General features: G+C 44.5%; 19 protein-coding genes. 14 read left to right on the top strand and 5 right to left on the bottom strand.

All coding sequences use genetic code 11. The features are described from left to right. Positions 1-13: 13 nt before the first annotated feature. The 3 genes from R7O12_RS05970 to rsuA all read right to left on the bottom strand — a co-directional run bounded on the left by R7O12_RS05970 (position 14) and on the right by rsuA (position 3017). Positions 14-676 (bottom strand): DUF2913 family protein, encoded by a 663-nt coding sequence (locus R7O12_RS05970; protein WP_005378053.1) that lies wholly within the window; start codon positions 674-676, stop codon positions 14-16. After that, a complete protein-coding gene (locus R7O12_RS05965; RefSeq protein WP_085569576.1) occupies positions 676-1878 on the bottom strand; it encodes a Bcr/CflA family multidrug efflux MFS transporter in 1203 nt (400 codons plus the stop codon). Before R7O12_RS05965 ends, R7O12_RS05970 begins: the two co-directional genes overlap by 1 nt. A 437-nt stretch (positions 1879-2315) precedes the next feature. Then, positions 2316-3017 (bottom strand): 16S rRNA pseudouridine(516) synthase RsuA, encoded by a 702-nt coding sequence (gene rsuA, locus R7O12_RS05960; protein WP_318125688.1) that lies wholly within the window; start codon positions 3015-3017, stop codon positions 2316-2318. Between the two features lie 121 nt (positions 3018-3138). Between rsuA and R7O12_RS05955 the strand changes: the two genes are divergently transcribed. The 5 genes from R7O12_RS05955 (at position 3139) to rplY (ending at position 8049) form a co-directional block, all read left to right on the top strand. Then, positions 3139-4890 carry a DEAD/DEAH box helicase gene (locus R7O12_RS05955; RefSeq protein WP_021707635.1) on the top strand — a complete coding sequence of 584 codons (1752 nt, stop codon included), beginning with the start codon at positions 3139-3141 and terminating at the stop codon, positions 4888-4890. Between the two features lie 155 nt (positions 4891-5045). Beyond that, positions 5046-5411, top strand: coding sequence for a PepSY domain-containing protein (locus tag R7O12_RS05950; protein WP_372008595.1), 366 nt, complete (start codon positions 5046-5048; stop codon positions 5409-5411). A 76-nt stretch (positions 5412-5487) separates the two neighbouring features. Continuing rightward, the gene (locus R7O12_RS05945) at positions 5488-6147 is read left to right on the top strand and encodes a response regulator transcription factor (protein WP_005378073.1); all 660 of its coding nucleotides are present in this window, start codon (positions 5488-5490) and stop codon (positions 6145-6147) included. Beyond that, a complete protein-coding gene (locus R7O12_RS05940) occupies positions 6137-7486 on the top strand; it encodes an ATP-binding protein (RefSeq protein ID WP_267922723.1) in 1350 nt (449 codons plus the stop codon). Before R7O12_RS05945 ends, R7O12_RS05940 begins: the two co-directional genes overlap by 11 nt. A gap of 284 nt (positions 7487-7770) precedes the next feature. Next, positions 7771-8049 (top strand): 50S ribosomal protein L25, encoded by a 279-nt coding sequence (gene rplY, locus R7O12_RS05935; RefSeq protein ID WP_005378066.1) that lies wholly within the window; start codon positions 7771-7773, stop codon positions 8047-8049. 146 nt (positions 8050-8195) lie between these two features. Here rplY and R7O12_RS05930 read toward each other — a convergent pair whose 3' ends face one another. Beyond that, positions 8196-8711 (bottom strand): GNAT family N-acetyltransferase, encoded by a 516-nt coding sequence (locus R7O12_RS05930; protein WP_017634886.1) that lies wholly within the window; start codon positions 8709-8711, stop codon positions 8196-8198. Positions 8712-9462: 751 nt separating this feature from the next. Here R7O12_RS05930 and ushA point away from each other — a divergent pair. After that, positions 9463-11151, top strand: a complete 1689-nt coding sequence (gene ushA / locus R7O12_RS05925) for a bifunctional UDP-sugar hydrolase/5'-nucleotidase UshA (RefSeq protein ID WP_017820852.1) — start codon at positions 9463-9465, stop codon at positions 11149-11151. A 415-nt stretch (positions 11152-11566) separates the two neighbouring features. Beyond that, the gene (locus tag R7O12_RS05920) at positions 11567-11788 is read left to right on the top strand and encodes a hypothetical protein (protein WP_318125686.1); all 222 of its coding nucleotides are present in this window, start codon (positions 11567-11569) and stop codon (positions 11786-11788) included. Positions 11789-11922: 134 nt separating this feature from the next. Here the strand turns inward: R7O12_RS05920 and R7O12_RS05915 are convergent, their stop codons facing one another. Then, on the bottom strand, positions 11923-12171 hold the full coding sequence (locus R7O12_RS05915) for a DUF1289 domain-containing protein (RefSeq protein ID WP_005378062.1): 249 nt from the start codon (positions 12169-12171) through the stop codon (positions 11923-11925). 184 nt (positions 12172-12355) lie between these two features. On the opposite strand from R7O12_RS05915, the gene R7O12_RS05910 reads away from it, so the two are divergent. From R7O12_RS05910 to norR, 7 genes are all read left to right on the top strand, one after another. Then, complete coding sequence (locus R7O12_RS05910; protein ID WP_005378077.1) at positions 12356-12802, top strand: META domain-containing protein; 447 nt, start codon at positions 12356-12358, stop codon at positions 12800-12802. A gap of 435 nt (positions 12803-13237) precedes the next feature. Further along, a complete protein-coding gene (locus R7O12_RS05905; protein ID WP_017820853.1) occupies positions 13238-14398 on the top strand; it encodes an ABC transporter substrate-binding protein in 1161 nt (386 codons plus the stop codon). A gap of 9 nt (positions 14399-14407) precedes the next feature. Next, complete coding sequence (locus tag R7O12_RS05900) at positions 14408-16117, top strand: ABC transporter permease (protein WP_017820854.1); 1710 nt, start codon at positions 14408-14410, stop codon at positions 16115-16117. Next, entirely contained in the window at positions 16083-16730 is a 648-nt protein-coding gene (locus R7O12_RS05895) for an ATP-binding cassette domain-containing protein (RefSeq protein WP_017820855.1), read from the top strand. Before R7O12_RS05900 ends, R7O12_RS05895 begins: the two co-directional genes overlap by 35 nt. Next, positions 16723-17334: a CDP-alcohol phosphatidyltransferase family protein gene (locus tag R7O12_RS05890; RefSeq protein ID WP_017820856.1), complete on the top strand. Its 612-nt coding sequence runs from the start codon at positions 16723-16725 to the stop codon at positions 17332-17334. The genes R7O12_RS05895 and R7O12_RS05890 overlap by 8 nt, the downstream gene beginning before the upstream one ends. A gap of 123 nt (positions 17335-17457) precedes the next feature. Next, complete coding sequence (locus tag R7O12_RS05885; RefSeq protein WP_005386695.1) at positions 17458-17937, top strand: glycine zipper 2TM domain-containing protein; 480 nt, start codon at positions 17458-17460, stop codon at positions 17935-17937. 202 nt (positions 17938-18139) lie between these two features. Continuing rightward, positions 18140-19669, top strand: a complete 1530-nt coding sequence (norR, locus tag R7O12_RS05880; protein WP_025766857.1) for a nitric oxide reductase transcriptional regulator NorR — start codon at positions 18140-18142, stop codon at positions 19667-19669. The last annotated feature ends 87 nt before the right edge of the window (positions 19670-19756 follow it).

Genomic DNA, 19756 nt, shown 5'->3' with positions numbered 1-19756 from the left:
TCAAAATGTCACTTTAGTCAGCTTTGAACGAGAGTGGAATTTCGGCTAACTGGTTGCCTTCGTTTGCTGGAAAAATAAGGTACTCGCCATGGTATTTCACCATCGATTTGTAGTCTGTTACCTTATGTACCATAAAGCCCGCTTGCGCTGCTTTCTCAACAAACTCAGCATGATTGCCACGTACAAACCAACTCATTGGCTTTACGAGCAACTCGCCATCAAAACAGCTTTCGCATTGGTCTGCACATAACGCTAAAGAGTTTTGACCTTCAGTGAAGATTTGTACTTTGCCGCACCCAATCAGTTGCTCAGACGTCGAGACTTCCCAGCCTGCTTGCTCCATCAAATCAAGAAAAGACTCAATATCTGAATCTTTGAACACTTTGGAGTCTTCACCTTCAGGGAAGAATTGCGCATAAAAAGCAGAAATACGCTTGAAGATAAACAACAAACCAGCATCGTTCCCCTTTGAGCGACCTGCTTTTTGCCAACGCGTTAAGTCATCGCCTACCGTACGTCCGAAACGTTGTGATTTTAGCGCCTTTGTTACCCAACGCACTAAATAATGGTTATTCGCAACAGGGGCATTGGCTAACTTACCTGAGCGATGCTCTTGATCTAACTCTTCAAGTGCTGAGTTAACCAAGTTTTGAATTTCTTTGGTGTAATTCGACATTACGCCTTTCTTCCTAAAGTCCAATAAAACAGTGCTGAAAGCACAGAACAAGCAAACATTACGATGATCATCGGCCAAGCAACATTCCCGGGCAGTGATGCCACCAGCGCACCAACCAATGAACCGATACCGAATCTTAATGTCCCCGCTAGAGACGACGCCGTACCCGCCATTGATGGGTAACCACTTAAAAGCAGCGCCATCGCGTTACTACCTATCGTCGACAATGTACCGATAAACAGCACAACAAAAGGTACAATGCCCCATAATCCGAAGTCCATTAACCAACTTACGAATAAACCAATCCCCGCCAAAAGTTGCACGAACAACCCAAAACGAAGCATGGCATGGGAACCCACTTTCTTCACCAAGCGACCATTAATACTGGTCATGATGATCATCGCCACAATGTTCAAACCAAATAGGTAACCAAAGTGGTCTGGTCGAACACCATATAAATCAATATAAACAAACGAACCCGCCGTCAAAAATGCAAACATTCCGGAAAATGAAAACGCACCTGAGAGCATCAAACCGATCGCTTCAGGATTGGAGCATAATCTGGCGTAGTTTCTCAGCGTCGTGCGGAAACGAAGAGGCTGACGATTTTCAGGCTGTAACGTTTCAGGGATTTTCCAAAGTACGAGAAAAATCACAACTACAGCGAAAATAGCTAATACCCAAAAAATGGAACGCCAACCAAACCAAATCGCGAGATGACCACCGATCATCGGTGCCACCAACGGCGCAATAGTAATGACCAGAGTAACGAAGGACATTGCGCGTGCAAAGTCTTCACGGTCAAACATGTCACGCACGACAGCTTGGATAATGACCGCCGCTGCCGCGCCAGCAAAACCTTGTGCCGTACGTACATAGGTCAGCGCATCAATGCCATTTGTTGTCGCACTCACAACGGCAGCCAAGCCGAAGAAAAATACGCCTAAAATCAACACAGGTCTGCGACCAAAGCTATCGGCAAGCGGCCCGTGAATTAACTGGCCGATCGCAAAACCCGCGGTATAAGCCGTCAACGTAATCTGAACCGCGCCAGGCGCGACCCCCAAATCTTTCGCAATTGTCGGCATCGCAGGCAAATACATATCGATCGCCAAAGGCGTCAAAGCGCCAATCGCTCCTAGTACAAGAAACAATAGAAAACTGATTTGGGATTGCGGAGCACTTTGAGCTTTTTCTGTCATTCTTTTACCTCTTGTTGGAGCCCTACCGTCAATACTTGCAGAACAAAGTGAAAATAACGGACAGTTCTCATATCGCTGAATGTAGAAGCCAAAAACCTGTTCTATCCAACGTTCGAGAATCATAAGGGCAAATATGTACCAAGGTGTGACCTTGACGAACTCGACATAGAAAAGCATGTGAAAGCGAAATGTGTTTATGGGAAACAAACACAATGCAGTAAAAATGATGGCGTTGACACCATCATTCCATTCACCGTAGCCGAAGGCTTTGCAATAAGAGTATGCATGCCTCAGCTAAATGCAAAGGCATATCACTGAGATGAGTAAGCACACCGGAATTGTCTAGGCACTAATTTTGGTAGGAAAATTTATTTTGAGCCAATTCCTACCAAAAGACTAGTTCCTATTAGGAACTAAAGAGTTTCCCATGCTGACAATTAATTCCAAATAGAATCAATTTCTTCTTGCGTGAGGTAGCGATAATCACCTGGTTCTAGTGCCTCATCAAGTTCGATAGAACCAATACGCTCACGATGTAAGTACTCAACTTTATTTCCTAACGCCGCGAACATACGTTTCACTTGGTGATACTTACCTTCCACGATAGTTAACAATACTTCATTCTCGGCCTCGTTCACGATTTCCAAACGAGCGGGCAATGTTGCTTCTGATTCATTGCGCAAAATGATGCCTTGTTCGAGCTTTTCCGCGTAATCTGGCTGAATAGCATCGACGAGCCAAACACGGTACGTTTTCTCACACTTATGCTTAGGTGAGGTAATACGGTGAGACCACTTACCATCATCCGTAATCAACACTAAACCAGTTGTGTCGACATCTAATCGGCCCGCAAAGTGAAGGTTTTCAATTTTAGGCTCATCAAGCAATGCGAATGCAGTTTGGTTGTAGCTATCTTCATGTGAACAAACAAAGTCAGCAGGCTTATACAACATAATGTAACGAGGACCAGGAGCACCAATAACACGGTCTTCCCACATCACTTCCGCACCTTCAGGTACTTTAAATGCACCACTTTTTTGAACCTCACCGTCTACGGTGATGTCTCCACTTTTGATGATCTTTGTTGCCTGTTTGCGTGTTGCACCCAGAGCGTCACACAAATATTTATCTAAACGCATGAATACCTCATTGAATTATACCCAAGTGATCTCTAAATCTTGGTTTAAAGGTCACTTGGGTATAAAAGTCAGGTATTATAGCGTTCCTCGTTCGAATAGTTGAGCAATTTCACATATTTTCATGTACACGCTTCGTCCTTATCAAGCCGACTCGGTTAAAGCCGTTATTCATTACTTTCGTAAACACTCGACACCAGCAGTGATCGTGCTGCCAACCGGTGCCGGGAAAAGCTTGGTGATCGCAGAACTTGCTCGCCTTGCGAAAGGACGAGTGTTAGTCCTCGCCCACGTAAAAGAACTGGTCGAGCAAAACCACGCGAAGTATGAAGGTTATGGTTTAAAAGGTTCTATCTTCTCAGCAGGATTGGGACGAAAAGAAACTGACCAGCAAGTCGTGTTTGCTTCGGTTCAATCGGTCGTACGTAACTTAGATTCGTTCAAAAACCAGTTTTCTCTGCTCGTTATTGATGAGTGCCATCGTGTGCCCGATGACAAAAACAGCAGCTACCAAAAAGTTATTACTCACTTACGAGAACTGAACCCTGGCATTAAGGTGCTGGGACTAACTGCAACGCCCTATCGTTTAGGAATGGGCTGGATTTATCAGTATCACACCCGAGGTCAAGTGCGAACCGAAGAGCCTCGATTCTTCCGCGATTGTATTTTCGAACTGCCGATCCGTTACTTGCTCGACGAAAACTTCCTCACTCCAGCCCGCATGATGGATGCGCCCGTTTTGTCTTACGACTTCTCTCAGCTGAAGCCCGCTAACACCGGACGCTACAAAGAAGCAGAAATGGACATGGTGATCGATAAAGCCAAACGTGCGACTCCACAAATTGTTGAGCAAATCATGCAATATGCGAAAGAGCGTCAAGGTGTCATGATCTTCGCTGCAACTGTTCGACACGCACAGGAGATACACAGTTTATTGCCAGAAGGCGAAACTGAAATCGTCATTGGTGATACACCTACGCCGGAGCGCGATGCGATCATCCAAGCGTTCAAGAATCGCCAAATAAAATACTTGGTCAATGTTTCGGTACTGACAACCGGTTTTGATGCGCCGCATGTCGATTTAATCGCGATTTTGCGACCAACAGAGTCAGTCAGTCTGTACCAACAGATAGTAGGACGAGGATTACGCTTATCAGACGGAAAATCAGAATGTTTAGTGCTTGATTACGCAGGCAACAGCTACGATTTATACCAACCTGAAGTCGGTGATCCAAAACCAGACTCTGACAGTGAAATTATCACGATTCCTTGCCCGGCTTGCGGATTCAATAACAACTTCTGGGGTAAGTTGGATAGTAACGGTTTCTTGGTTGAACACTTTGGCAGACGTTGCCAAGGTTACTTTGAAGATGAAGACACAGGCGAACGTGAACACTGTGGCTACCGTTTTCGTGCCAAATACTGTGGTGAATGTGGTGCGGACAACGATATCGCTGCACGAATTTGTCATGAGTGTGACGCGACGCTCGTTGACCCAGATAAAAAGCTAAAAGAAGCCCTTAATCTCAAAGATGCATTAATCTTTGAATGCACAGAAATGGACCTATCTGTATTTAAGTCCAGTGATGGTAAATCTCAGCTAAAAGTGACGTATTCTGGTGAACCATACCAAGGCGAAGGCAATGCGTTAGTTCATGAGTTTTGGTCATTGAGTACCAAAAAACAAAAACAAACGTTTAAAGATCAGTTCGTACGCCCCCACTTAGCAGACAAGCATCGCCCTTTTGAAGAGGCTTCACCGACACGCGTTGTAGCTAATCAACATCGTTTCCGTTTGCCTCAGTTTGTTATTGCTAGAAAATCTGGTCGCTTTTGGAAGCTGCGAGATAAAATTTTTGAAGATGAGTTGAAATAACATCGACAACACATGGCAAAACTTAATTAGCTGATTCACTCTCTGTTCATCTATATCCGATATACTGCGGCTAACGCTCCAGAAAAGGTTTGACTATGTATAAAGCAAGGACTTCTCTACATTCTGCGTTACTTTTCGGCCTTATCACGACATTCATGTGTGCACCAAGTTTTGCCAAGCATGGCAACGAGTACACATCACAAAATGGCCACGCCATCGTGCAAGATGTCGAAAAGCCAGGAACACGCATCGAATTCGATGAAGATCAAGATGAGGTCTACCGCGCGGTTCAACAAGGATATATACGACCATTTTCGGAACTTTACGCCGCAGTAGAAAACGACCTATACGGCCGCATCATCAAGGTCGAGCTTGAAGAAGATGATGATGCTTGGGTGTATGAATTGAAAATTCTGTACAACAACAGCGTCCTGAAAGTTGAGTACGACGCCGCCACGCTAGAAATGCTTGAGATCAAAGGTCGCAGCTTTAACAAAGCGTTAAAGCCGCAAAACAACTAAACTTGTCTAATGCGTAATCCAGACGCGATGCGTAGCTTACTTCGATAAAAATCCAAACATAATAAGAATCATCAATATGAAAATACTTGTTGTTGAAGATGATCCTCGTTTAGGCGAGCAAATCATCGAAACATTAGAAAGTACCGGCTGGGTACCAGAATTGTCCCAAGATGGCATAGACGCTCTGTATCGCGCGACTTCGGAAGAATGGGACGCCATTGTTCTCGACCTCGGCTTGCCAAAACTGGATGGTCTTACCGTCCTAAAAGGCATCAGAGATGAAAACATTAATACTCCTGTCGTGATTCTAAGCGCTCGCGACACCCTAACGCAGCGAGTTGAAGGCTTAAACGCAGGTGCAGACGATTACCTAACTAAACCATTTGAAATGGTTGAGCTTATCGCTCGTATTCGTGCACAGCTTCGAAGAGCCTCTGGTAATGCCTCTCCTGTGATGCAAATTGGCGACTTGAGCTTGGATACACGCACTTCTAAAGTCATGTGGCAAGGGCAAGCGGTAAGCTTGACGGCGCTAGAGTATAAAGTGGTCGCTTACTTTATGCATAACCCGGAAAAAGTGATTTCTCGAACCGAACTCGTCGAGCACATTTACAAACAAGACTTTGATCGTGACTCCAACACAATCGAAGTTTTTATCGGCCGAATTCGCAAAAAAATCGCACCAAAGATCATCAAAACTGTCCGAGGGTTGGGATACCAATTAAATGCCGAATAGAAACAGGCTACCGTTGAACGCAATAAAACGACTGAGTATCAAAAGTCGCCTCGTTTTAGCGGCGATCGTTTGGTTAACGGCAATGATCCTCGCCGCTGGTGTGACGATACCGACGCAGGTCTACAACTATATGGTTGATGACACTCGCTCACAGCTCAGCATTTTTATGGATGAAGTCGCAGCACAGTTAGAAGTCGATAACACCGGGCATCTTTCACTCGCAGCTCAGCTATCAGACCCTCGATTTAATCGACCTTACAGTGGTTTGTATTGGAGTGCCTCTACAGAGGCAAGCCTCGAACGTTCTCGTTCGTTGTGGGACAAAAAAATCGAATACAAAGGTTTGGATAAAGATGCGTATGGAGCAAGAGGCGAAAAACTAATTACGCTAGAAAAAGCACTGTATCTTCCTGATTACGATGGTCCTATTCACATTGTTATTGGTATTGACGAAGAGCCCATTAAAAATACCCTTCAGACGTTAATCGGCCAACTTTGGCTTATTTTGGGTTTATTATTCGCGGGCGTACTTACCGTCATTTTACTGCAAATTGCTTGGTCATTGAGTCCGCTTACAAAGCTACAAAAAGAATTAGCCGAGCTGAAGTCTGGTAATAAAAAGAGTCTAGAAGAAACCTACCCAAAAGAGATTTCTCCTCTAATCTTCGACCTCAATGCTCTGCTGTTCCATTACCAAGAATTACTAGAGAGGGCTCGCAATCATGCAGGTAACCTATCTCATGCACTTAAAACGCCACTTTCTGTTCTAAAAAATGAAGTTCAGACGTTAGAACCTGAGGCACAATCCCGTCTCCGAGCTCCAATCAATCAAATACAAGACCATATCGATTACCATTTGGGTCGTGCCCGTATGGCCGGATCGATGAACATATTATCAGTGAAGTCGAACCCAGCAGATCGTGTGGATGCTATCTCAATGGCGTTTGATAAAGTGTATGCGAGCCGAAGCATTACCTTAATTAATGAACTTGATTCAGAGCTGAATGTAGCAGTAGAGCAGACCGATCTCGATGAAATGCTAGGTAACTTGCTAGAAAATGGCTATAAGTGGGCCAACAGCATGATTCGTGTGCACTCCTCTCAGGATAAGGAAAATATACACATCATTATTGAAGATGATGGGCCAGGCATCCCTAAAGAGAAACTGAGTCAAGTAATCAAGAGAGGAGTTAGATTGGATGAAACAACCCCTGGCTCAGGTCTTGGTCTAAACATAGTCAGTGAAATGGCACACAGTTACCGAGGTCAATTAACATTGGATACAAGCGCTTTAGGTGGATTAAAAGCATCTTTAGTCTTACATCTCAGCCGAACATAAAGCATATAACACATAAACTTTGTTCTTCGGACCATGATTAGTAAACCGATGAAAATGAAGTCGATGTGAACAAAATCCAAGCAGAGCGTTAAAAGGGATAACCTTCCACCCCGCTAAATCATACCTTTTTGTTGATTTGGATACGATTTGGGTTGCCCATTTATAAGTGGAATGATAGTATCCGCGCTCGCTTGAACAGTTCCTGTTTCAAGCTTTACCACGAACAACAAGGTCGCATTGTTGATTGTGAACATTTGATTTTTACTAATTTGAGAGTAAATACTATGAAATTCGAAGCAGTAGTACGTACTGAACTAGGTAAAGGTGCGAGCCGCCGCCTACGTCACGCTGGCAAATTCCCTGCAGTTGTATACGGCGGTGAAGAAGCAGCAGTAGCTATCGTTCTTAACCACGACGACATCGTAAACCAAATGGACAAGCCTGAATTCTACGAAGGCATCGTTCTAGTTATCGATGGCAAAGAAGTTAAAGTTAAGCCACAAGACGTTCAACGTCACGCGTTCAAGCCAAAAGTTGAACACATGGACTTCATCCGCATCTAATTCCCTACCAAGGAATTAATCGGATTAAATCCAAACCTTTTGCATAAAAGATAATCGGACTTACCAACCGAGACATCTAAAAATTTCAAAACCCCGGAGTCTTACCACCTCCGGGGTTTTACTATATTTGGCATATAACATTTGATTTATGAACGGGCAATATACTTCACTAAAGTGAGATCGGTCAGCGTCATACTCTCAATCACTTCCGACTCTTCCTCTCCAGTACGCACAAAACCACACTTCTTGTAAAAGTTAAGCCCCTGTTGATTAGTATCCAGTGCTTTCAAACTGATCTGCATAACTGACGTAGAGAGCAAACGTGTCTCTAACTCATCTAACAGTGCACTTCCTGCTCCTTGCCCATAATGTAGCGGCGTAACGTAGCAACATGTCACTAATGCCGTTTTATCTTCGCTGGTGTGGTTAGGTAACTCGTAACTTAAAAAGCCAACAATTTCTCCTTGCCTCTCAACTACGATCAATTGGGCCAGTTGCTCCGTCATCACTCGTGCCCACATCCTTTCTCGACGCTCAATCGTAAACTGCTCTATGTAGCTCTTTGGCATTAATCCTTTATACGCCACCTGCCAAGAATCAACGTGTATCTTGGCGATTTGGGCTGCTTCCTTTTTGAGTGCGTCCCTTACTGTGTATCTCATAAGCATCCTTTATTAGCGTTCACCACTTACAAATTCTTTTAACCCTACCCTTTAAACCAAAGCTCAAAGATAACGGCTACAGTCGCAACGCTTTACATTAATCCATTTCATTTTCATTAATTAAATGATAGTTCACATCATAATATTCGAAGAAGAACGATCCATTATTTACTTTTCATTTTGACTCATTAGGTTGAATCTATTTGTTTAAACACTCGAGTGTCAAATGCGGAATAAGCACGATAAGGTATCGGATGAGGATAAATAAACGATGCCTAAAGCATAAGGTTTCTAAACGATCGCAATTATAGTGAAGAGATAAATACAATTTTTGATAGAGTTTGGCAGAATAAAGCCATGATCAAATGAGTTTAAGCTCTGTGCTGTTCATTATGCATACAAACCGAGCCCCTCATTATTAGAGCGAAAATTTATAACGATTTGTGTCATACCTATTAGGAAAAACATAAACCTGGCAAAATAATCACCAAAATCAGCGTAATACTTCGCAAAAATGCGCATTGATTCACACAAACAACACACATTCAATTAACTACCTCACAAAAAATAGAGCTAGCGATATAAAATAAATACTAAATACCAATTCTGTTTATTTATAGACGTAGTTTGCAGGCTTATTAATTCATTTCTCCGATAGAAGTATAAATAAGAGATAGATCACTAAAGTTTCACATTAATTCCGTATATTTCACGCCGTAACAATAACAAAATCACAAAGAAAGGATCCCTTATGAAGTTTTCCAAATCTCTTTTGGTAGTGGCAGTGGGCGCTGCGCTAGCAGGATGCGGCTCAGACAGCGACAATTCTCCAGTAACCTGCGAGACTGCAGATTCTTGTACTAAGTTCACCGTTCTCCACACTAACGATAACCATGGTCGCTTTTGGCATAACAGCGACGGCGAATACGGCATGGCTGCGCGTCACACTTTAATCGAATCTATCCGCGCAGAAGTCGAAGCAAAAGGCGGTGAAACCATTCTGCTATCTGGCGGTGATATTAATACCGGTGTACCAGAATCAGACATGCAAGATGCGGTTCCAGACTTCGTAGGGATGAACCTACTTGGTTACGATGCAATGGCTGTCGGTAACCACGAATTTGATAACTCACTAGATATTCTCGATATGCAAGCCGAGCTAGCTGACTTCCCTATGCTGGCTGCGAATATCTATAAAAAAGATACAAACGAGCGTTACTTCGACCCTTACAAAGTATTTACTATCAACGGCCTTAAGATCGCTGTTATTGGTCTAACAACGCAAGACACTGCGAAGCTAGTCAATCCAGACAACGTATCAAACATCCACTTCGAAGACCCTCAAGTAGAAATCAAAAAGGTACTGAAGGAAATCGAAGAGAACGAAAAGGTAGACCTAGTATTTGCAACGACGCACATGGGTCACTACGAAGATGGTAAAAACGGTAGTGAAGCACCAGGTGACGTGAAACTCGCTCGCTCTCTTGAAGAAGGACAGCTAAACGCTATCATCGGTGGTCACTCGCAAAACCCTGTATGTATGGAACCAGGTACCAATGAGTATGCTGATTTCAAACCTGGGGATGATTGTGCCCCAGACCAACAAAAAGGCACTTGGATTATGCAAGCGCATGAGTGGGGTAAATATGTGGGTCGTGCAGACTTCGAATACTACGACGGCAAGCTTCACTTAGCGAACTACGCACTGATTCCTGTAAACCTTCTAGACGAAAACGATGAAGTTATCGGTGAACGAATTCAACAAGATGCAACAGTAAAAGCGTTACTACTGCCATACCAACAACAAGGTCAAGAGTTATTAGATGAGAAGATTTCTAATACGACGGGTAAGTTAGAAGGTGATCGTAACGTAGTTCGCTCTCAACAAACTAACCTAGGTCACCTACTCGGCGAGGCATACCGTACTTACAAAACGGTAAATGCTGACTTTGGTGTGATGAACTCTGGCGGCGTGCGTGATTCAATCCAAGATGGTGATATCACTTACCGTGACGTACTAACGGTTCAGCCATTTGGTAACTTCGTGACTAAAGCAACTATGACAGGTAAAGAAGTTAAAGAATACCTAGACGTGGTTGCGACGAAATCTGCAGGGTCTGGTGCTTACGCTCAACTAGATAACATCACTTTAGATGTAAACTGTGATGCTGGCTCAGTAACCATTACCGATATTAACAATAAAGGCTTCGATCTAAACGAAACGTACACATTCTCTGTAATCAGCTTCAGTGCTGCTGGTGGCGATAACTATCCAATCATCGATGTTCAATCTACACAGCTAACCGATGCATACGTTTTGCGCGAGTTCTTCGTAAACAACCCACAAATCTCTGCGGATAACTACAACAAGAACTTAGAGAACGTCAAGTACTTCAGTAATGGCCAACCAGTAAAAGGTTGTCCTGCAACTGGTAGCTAATACTCAACACCTTACCCCTGGCGCTAAGAGCTTTTACAAGCAATTTCGTCAGGGCTTTCCTTAAAACCGAAGCTTTGTGCTTCGGTTTTTTATTTTCGATAAATTACTGAAAACTCTCCACCTTCACAATATGTTCAAAAATTGTTCATTTGTGTTATTGACGCCCCTGTGTTGGGCTTCTATGTTTGATAAGGTCTTTTAAATATGCAGGTTCATCGGCTAAATTTCGCGAAACATTTTCAATCGCACAGTCAATGATTCTGAGAAAGATGTGAATGGCGTTACAAACACTGCTCTCAAACAATTTGTCTTTGGACTTCAAACGATGGTGATGTGCCTCCACGCGCACACTAATGAGCAGCGATCTGGACGTCAATGTGTTCAAACTGCTGCCATCGAGTTCTGGAGGTCAAAAATGAAACGAGCCAGCAATAGCTACAGACTCCAAATGATCAAAGAAGTAGTTACCCGTAGAGAGCGTGAAGCTTGTACGGATCCTATGGCGAGATACATTCATCAACTCATGGATGAACGCCCAACAAGTAAATTAAATGTTGAATTCAATCATCGATTTTCAGGAAATCACTTCGACGAACAAGCGGGAGGCTGGGTTAGCGACCGTTGGTCGATGAAATAACGCCAATTACCGCTTTATAGGGAAAATGGATAGGAGATTCCCGGTTCTTAAAGGACACCTTGCCGGACCGGGAATATGTAAAAGCCTAATCAGAACCGAAAGCGAAGGCGTAACCCACAGACTGAACAAGAGTTCTAGAATAAGTCTTGTTGAGGCGATGACTCATCTTGAAGCTGTTCTGGCTTCGTCTTCCCTGCCAACATCTTTCTTCTGTACCTTTGACGACACAACTTAATAACGTGCAACTGCTGAGCGGGGGTTAAGTTAAGCCAATTAAACCTTTCCTCTCTCTTTCTCATACACCCCTTGCAATACCCTTTTTCATCGGAGGTACATACTCCAACACAAGGGCTTGGGACAGTAAAAAACTCCAGTTGCTCCATACTAAAACCGCTCTTTCCATATTAGGGCGTATTGGCCTAGTTTAAATAATGAGAAGATTAGTCAGCAACAAAACTTGCTATATACTTCGTTATGTCAAAAACATACGAAACCATAACCTTATGCTGACAAAAACAGTGTTTTATTACTTATACTTACCGCGTTTATAAAAACGGAGTCTATAAAATGAAGCTTAGCCTAAAAACGTTAGTTACAGCAATCTCTCTCCCTGTTCTTATGACTGCTTGTGCTAGCAACGGTGATGATGTGAAAGAAATAACGGCTCAAGATTTGCAGCACCACAACTGGGAACTTGTTCAAGTTGATGGCAAAAATATCGTTCTAGACGAACACCAAAAAGCGGCTCGCCTAGAAATCGGTGAAAATCTAACCGCAAACGGCAACGCAGGTTGTAACAACTTCTTCGGTCAAGCCGAGCTGAAAAACAACCAACTACGCATCGAAAAAATGGGCATGACCATGAAGATGTGTATGGAAGATCAAATGAAGATCGAAAACGCAATGACACAAACACTATCTAACTGGAGCGATATCACGCTAACTAAAGATGGTCTTGTTCTGAAAAGTGCCGATCACGAATTGACGTTTACACTACGTGACTGGGTAAACTAATCCCAACTAAGTAAACCAGATAGTATCTTAAAGCAGCCAAACGGCTGCTTTTTTTATATCGATGAATCGTTAGTCATGCATGCTAAAGTCATTTAAATGGCCAACTTTCTTTCTCTTTTCGCCCTCAATTCCATGCTTTAGACATCAATTTTGCTCTGTAAAACAACCTATTCATATCTCTGGGGACAATAATTTTCAATTACTTGAAAGAATATCCTCAAACAAACGGTCCGCTCCTAAAATGACACCAAATTTGTCCTTTATTCGTTTTGCTTCACATTGAGAGTAATTCTTTGAATCAATGAGTGATTCCGTTTGGGATTGGCATTGATAATAGAGAGAGATGAATTACTATCCTTGTAACAGAGCGGAACGACTTGCGAAAACGTCAATAGAAACGAAAGCAAGAACCAAAAGACATAACACGGAATAGATATGAAAAAGCTACTCAGCAGCATTGGCATTTTAGCCACGACTTTTGCGACACCTTCTTTTGCCGATTCATCAGTGAATAGCGAATGGCAAAAAATCGAACAGCAAGCCGACGGGCAATCCGTCTACTTTCATGCTTGGGGCGGGAGCCAAGAAATTAATCGCTACATACAGTGGGCGAGTAGAGAGCTAAAATCACGTTATAACGTGACGCTAAACCACGTTAAAGTAACTGATATTTCTGAGACCACTACTCGACTTATCGCAGAAAAAGCGGCAGGCAAAAACAGCGGTGGTAGTGTTGATATGGTTTGGATCAATGGCGAAAACTTCAAATCAATGAAGGATAACCAATTGCTATTTGGTCCTTTTGTCGAAGGTTTGCCAAGCTGGCAATATGTGGATAAATCTCTACCAATTGATGTGGACTTCTCCGAGCCAACAGAAGGTCTAGAAGCACCTTGGGGAGTAGGACAATTAGTGTTTATCCATGACGAGCAAACCCTCCATAACCCTCCAAAATCATTCTCAGAAATGCTGAGCTATGCAAAAGCGTTCCCGAATCGCCTGACTTACCCTCGACCACCAGAGTTTCATGGCACAAGCTTTATCAAAGCATTACTCATTGAACTGTCTAACAACGCCCCTGAGCTGCAACAACCAATTACCGATGACACGTTTGAACAAGTCACTCAACCGCTGTGGTCTTATCTAGATGAGTTCCATAAAGTCGCTTGGCGCGGTGGTAAGCAGTTTCCAGGCGGTACAGCAGAAACCCTTCAGCTACTAGATGATGGTCAGACTGACCTGGCGATTACCTTTAACCCGAACGCGGTTTTCTCTGCGCAGTCGAGCGGTAATCTTGCAGAGAGCACCAAAGCGTACGCAATGGACGCAGGAGCACTCTCAAATATCCACTTTTTAGCGATTCCTTGGAACGCAAATGCCAGTGCTGGTGCACAAGTTGCGATAAACTTTTTATTGAGCCCTGAAGCACAGTCTCGCAAAGGTAACCTAAACATCTGGGGCGACCCTTCGGTACTAAGCAACCAATACCTAACTGGTTCGGCCAAAAACACTCAACAATTCAAATCCATCGCTGAGCCACATCCAAGTTGGCAAGCGGCGTTGGAAAAAGAATGGTTGAAACGCTACGGGAATTAGTAAGAATCCATGTTAAGAGCGCTGTATTTAGTCATTATCGCAGTTTGTATTTTGCCTACCATTCCGGGACTACTTGGAGTGGTGGTCTCTGCGCTCGGTTATGTACCTCCTATCGGTCTACACCACTTTTCTTTTGATGGCTTCAATGCCGTCTTTGATTGGGAAGGTGTTTGGACATCCATCGGGCTTACTTTCTACTCCGCCATTTTCAGTAGCTACTTGGCTTGCTTCATCACGTTTGCCATTCTACAGGCGTCTTGGGGCAGCAAGTTTTGGCGAAAAATTGAAGTTAGCCTTTCCCCACTTCTCGCGATGCCGCACGTCGCGTTTGCAATTGGCTTTGCGTTCTTGTTTGCCCCAACTGGTATGGGCGTTCGTGTTCTCAACCAACTGTTTGGTTACGACCCGAATGCACAAACGGTGAATGACTTAGCATTGTTGATTAAAGACCCACATGCACTCGGTTTGGTCATCATGCTTGCGATTAAAGAAGTGCCGTTTTTATTGTTGATGAGTATTCCGATCCTTCAGCAATTGAAAGTCGATAAGGTTGAAAAAGTCAGTCACTCGATGGGCTATAGTTCGGCGCAAGCGTGGTGGAAATGCGTATTTCCGCAATGGTTAGCAAAACTTCGTTTCCCAATGCTGGCGGTATTGGCTTACAGTTTGTCCGTTGTCGATGTCGCCCTGATTATTGGCCCTACCAACCCGCCGACGTTTGCGGTTTTGGTATGGCAATGGTTTAACGATCCAGATTTATCGCTCCTACCAAGAGCGGCCGCTGGCGCAGTAATACTGTTTGTGATGGCTAGTCTTTTGATTGGTTTCGCTCGATTGGTGGAATGGTTAACGACCAAAGGCTTCAAACGCTGGCAGTACTCTGGTCGAAACGGGTTTCGTTTACCCGGTAAAACCCTATTTTCACTGATTGCGCTACTTGCACTTCTAATGATTCCACTCATGGTGCTGTGGAGCTTTGCTCAACGTTGGCGCTTTCCAGATTTGCTCCCAAGCCGTTACAGCCTGCGTTTTTGGGAATACGAATGGCACAGTATTCTAGGGACTCTAGAGCAAAGTATGTCAATCGCCCTGATCAGCGCGACTATCGCGCTAGTTCTTGCTTTAATAGCACATGAGTATCGCCTTCGTTATCGCTGGCAGATACCCGGTTACATCATCGCCATCCCGATGCTGATTCCTCAATTATCGGTGCTATTCGGTATGCAAGTGGTAACACTGTACTTAAACAGTAACGCGTATTTCTTTTGGGTATGCTGGGCGCATGTGTTCTTCGCATTCCCATTTATTTACCTCTCGCTAGACGGGCCGTGGCGCAGCTTCGATAACAGCTTAACTCGCGTCGCACTCAGCTTGGGTAAAACACCGATGCAAGCTTGGTTAAAAGTGAAACTGCCAATCCTCCTACCTGCGATTGCATTCGCGTGGGCTGTCGGTATTAGTGTCAGCCTAGCGCAATACCTACCTACATTAGTGCTAGGGGCTGGGCGCATTAGCACCATCACAACCGAAGCCGTTGCACTATCCAGTGGTTTTGACCGACGTGTCACCGCTATTTACGCCATTTGGCAAGCTCTGCTGCCATTCATGTTCTTCTCTTTTGCGATACTGCTTAGCCACTTGCACAGGACGTATCGCCGCTTGTCTATAAAAGGTTTACTACTGAATGAGTCTTTGTCTCGAAAACCTCGCCATCCGTAAAACCAATGGCGACGCGCTTTTCTCGGCGTTTAATATGACCGTAGAAAAAGGTGAAATCGTTACCCTGATGGGGCCTAGCGGTTGTGGTAAATCCACTTTGTTGGATGCCATTGCCGGGCACCTATCCGCCGAGTTCAATTACTCTGGAGCCATTACGCTTGATAACGAAAAGTTGGATGCCCTCCCTGCCCATAAGCGTCAGGTCGGTATTCTGTTCCAAGAAGATTTGCTCTTCCCTCATTTAACGGTGTGGGAGAACCTTGCCTTCGCGCTACCAAACTCAATCAAAGGTGAAGAGCGTAAAGCTCACGCCATGCAAGCACTGAAGAACATTTCATTGACCAAGCTAGCAGAGTCCTTTCCTGACCAAATCTCGGGAGGGCAACGCGCCCGTATCTCATTGACTCGTATGCTGCTAGCAAAGCCGAAAGTTGCGCTACTTGATGAGCCCTATAGCAAGTTGGATAAAGACCTGCGCGTACAATTTCGCAATTGGGTGGTCGAACAATTGCAGCAAGCGAACATCCCTACTTTGATGGTAACGCACGATGAAGACGATATTCCTGATGGCAGCCGCTGCATAAACTGGCCGTGGGAGACAAATCATGCTTGATAGCCTGAGTATAAAGCTCATCCGCAAACCGCTGGCACTCAGTGCGACATATATCGATAAATGTGGTATCACTGCAAATCAGACGACAGTATTTGGTTTTGTGCTTGGCTGTTTTGCCCTGCCTGCTTTGATCGCCGAACAGTACTTGTTGGCGTTGCTGTTTATTTTGCTGAACAGAATCTGTGATGGGTTAGACGGAGCACTGGCAAGGATTCAGGGCATTACCGATGCGGGTGGTTTTCTTGATATCAGCTTAGATTTTTTGTTCTATTCGTTGATTCCTTTTGGCTTTGTGCTTGCCAACCCAGAGCACAATGCCGTTGCAGGCGCATTTTTGATTTTTTCCTTCATCGGCACTGGTAGTAGCTTTTTGGCTTTTGCCATCATGGCAGGAAAACAAGGCATCGATAATCCGGTATATAAAAACAAATCGCTTTACTACATGAGCGGCTTAACCGAAGGTACAGAAACCATTGGCTGCTTGATTTTATTTTGTTTGCTACCGCAACACTTTGCCGTCATCGCGTATATCTTTGGCGCGGCATGCTGGTTTACTACTTTTACACGTATTTATTCAGGGTTTCATACGCTTAACGATCATTAATACTGCTTAGACAATCGCGTTTCCTTAAGGGACAGGCCGCTAAGCCACTGTTTTATAAAGCACCAAAACGCAGGTTAAATTGGGGTATATACTCTTTGAATGAAGAAACCATTCGGAGGCTATATGAAAAAACAGATCAATTTAGGCATGTTGCTCACCATTACTTGTGCGCTCGTGCTTGGCGGCTGTAGCTCACCTAACCCGTACGGAGATGCATACGGCTCATCCGACACTCGCAAAGTTCAGCAGGTTTACTACGGCACAGTAGAAAAAGTAGAACCCGTAACCATTGATGCCTCTACCCAATCCAATGCCATTGGCACCATCGCTGGTGCTGCCGTGGGCGGGATCTTAGGCTCAAAAGTTGGGGGCGGTTCTGGCTCGGATATCGCTGCCATTGGTGGTGGTCTATTGGGTGGCTATGCAGGCAGCAAAGCGGCTGAAGCAACCGCGAAAAGAAATGGCGTGAATCTGACCATTCGTTTAGAGGACGGAAAGATTATCTCTATTGTTCAAGAAGCAAATCCAAACATGATTTTCCAACCAGGCCAAGCGGTCCAAATCAATGTTTCTGGTAATGACGCCAGAGTCGTTCCTCGTTAATTCGGACGAACCAAACCTTTGGCCTGCTTTGATTCAAACACCTAACCCGCGCAAGCTTACATCACTGGCTTGTTAACTTGCGCGTTTCTTTTCGTATCAAACTTGATCGTCGTCAATGGAACATCAATCTCCCACACCTTTCGATGTTCAAATGACATCAAGTTGCTAGCATGAGCCCATTCCAGATAACTTTGGGCTTGTTATGACTCCGACTGTTGACCACGTACTCCTTAATATTGCGCTAAACCTCAGCTCAAATCGCTCTCACGAGCAGCAATATCAAAATCTCATTGATGGGGTCGCGCAAGTATTCCCATGTGATGCGAGCTGCCTGTTTATCTTCGATGAGGATGGGTTTCTAACTCCTGTCGCGGTAAAAGGCTTATCCAGCTCGGTCTTAGGTCGTCGCTATTTCCCCAAGGCGCACCCTCGCTTAGATGCCATTATTCATAGCCGTGAACCGGTGCGTTTCGATGCCGATTGTTCACTGCCGGATCCTTTCGACGGCACACTATTAACTGAAGACCAATGCATTGATGTTCACGATTGCATGGGCTTTAGCTTGTATGTCGAAGGCCAACTTGTTGGCGCACTAACGATGGATGCACTAACAGTGGGCGCGTTTGATGGCATCGATCCTGTCGCTATCGAAACCTTTGCGGCTTTGACCGCTGCGACATTGCGTAACATAGCTCAATTAAAAGCGCTCAAAGCGCAAAACCAGAAGCAAAAAAGCGTCACTCAAACCCTTATCCAGCAAGCCCGTTCTCAACATGGTGAAATGGTGGGTTTGAGTCCGCAGATCAACCAGTTACGAAACAACATTGCGACTGTTGCTCAATCAGATTACGCGGTACTTATCACAGGAGAGACCGGTACTGGTAAAGAACTGGTCGCGCACTCGGTACACGCGCAATCTCATCGTAGCGATAAGCCGATGATTTACGTCAACTGTGCGGCCCTGCCTGAAGGTCTGGCTGAGAGTGAACTGTTTGGCCATGTCAAAGGCGCATTTACAGGTGCTAATAGCCACCGTGCCGGTAAGTTTGAACTGGCAGACGGTGGAACGATTTTCCTTGATGAAGTGGGCGAACTGCCTTTGATTTTGCAAGCAAAATTGCTGCGCGTAATTCAGCAAGGCGAGCTGCAACGTGTGGGTAGCGATCAGCATTTGATGGTCAATGTGCGCATCATCGCCGCGACCAATCGACAATTAGAAAAAGAGGTCGAAGCTGGCACATTTCGAGCAGACCTATTCCACCGTTTAAATGTATTCCCAATCCAAGTCCCCCCACTTCGTGCCCGTGACGGGGATATTCCCGTTTTAGCAGGATATCTGTTAGAAAAGGTACGCCAACAATTTAATGCGCCCAATCTGCACGTTCACCCTAAAGTGTTGACTCAACTGGAGTCTTTACCTTGGTACGGAAACGTACGCGAGCTCGAACACACTTTAACTCGCGCGGCTTTACACGCTATTCAACAAGGTGCAAGCACGATCATGCTTAACCATTTTGACACCTCACTGGCTCTCGATGATGTAAAAAACACATCGCATTATCTGCCTAAAGAAAGCCAACCAATGCGAGAGCTAATAGAAAGCTATCAACGTGATTTAATTGAACATGCTTTGAGCCAAACTGGTGGCGTTTGGGCAAAAGCAGCGGAGTTTTTACAAATGGATCGCGGGAACTTATATCGGATGGGTAAAAAGCTCGGGATCAATAAATAACCAACCACAAGAAGCCGATGTAATTAAGACATCAAGCCCGTTGTCTTAATTACATCAACCACTCTCCTAAATCTGATAAAATTCAAT

This window comes from Vibrio sp. Vb1574 (assembly GCF_033338675.1).
The sequence above is the reverse complement of the archived record's forward strand: the minus strand, read 5'-3'. Positions and strand labels throughout refer to the sequence as shown.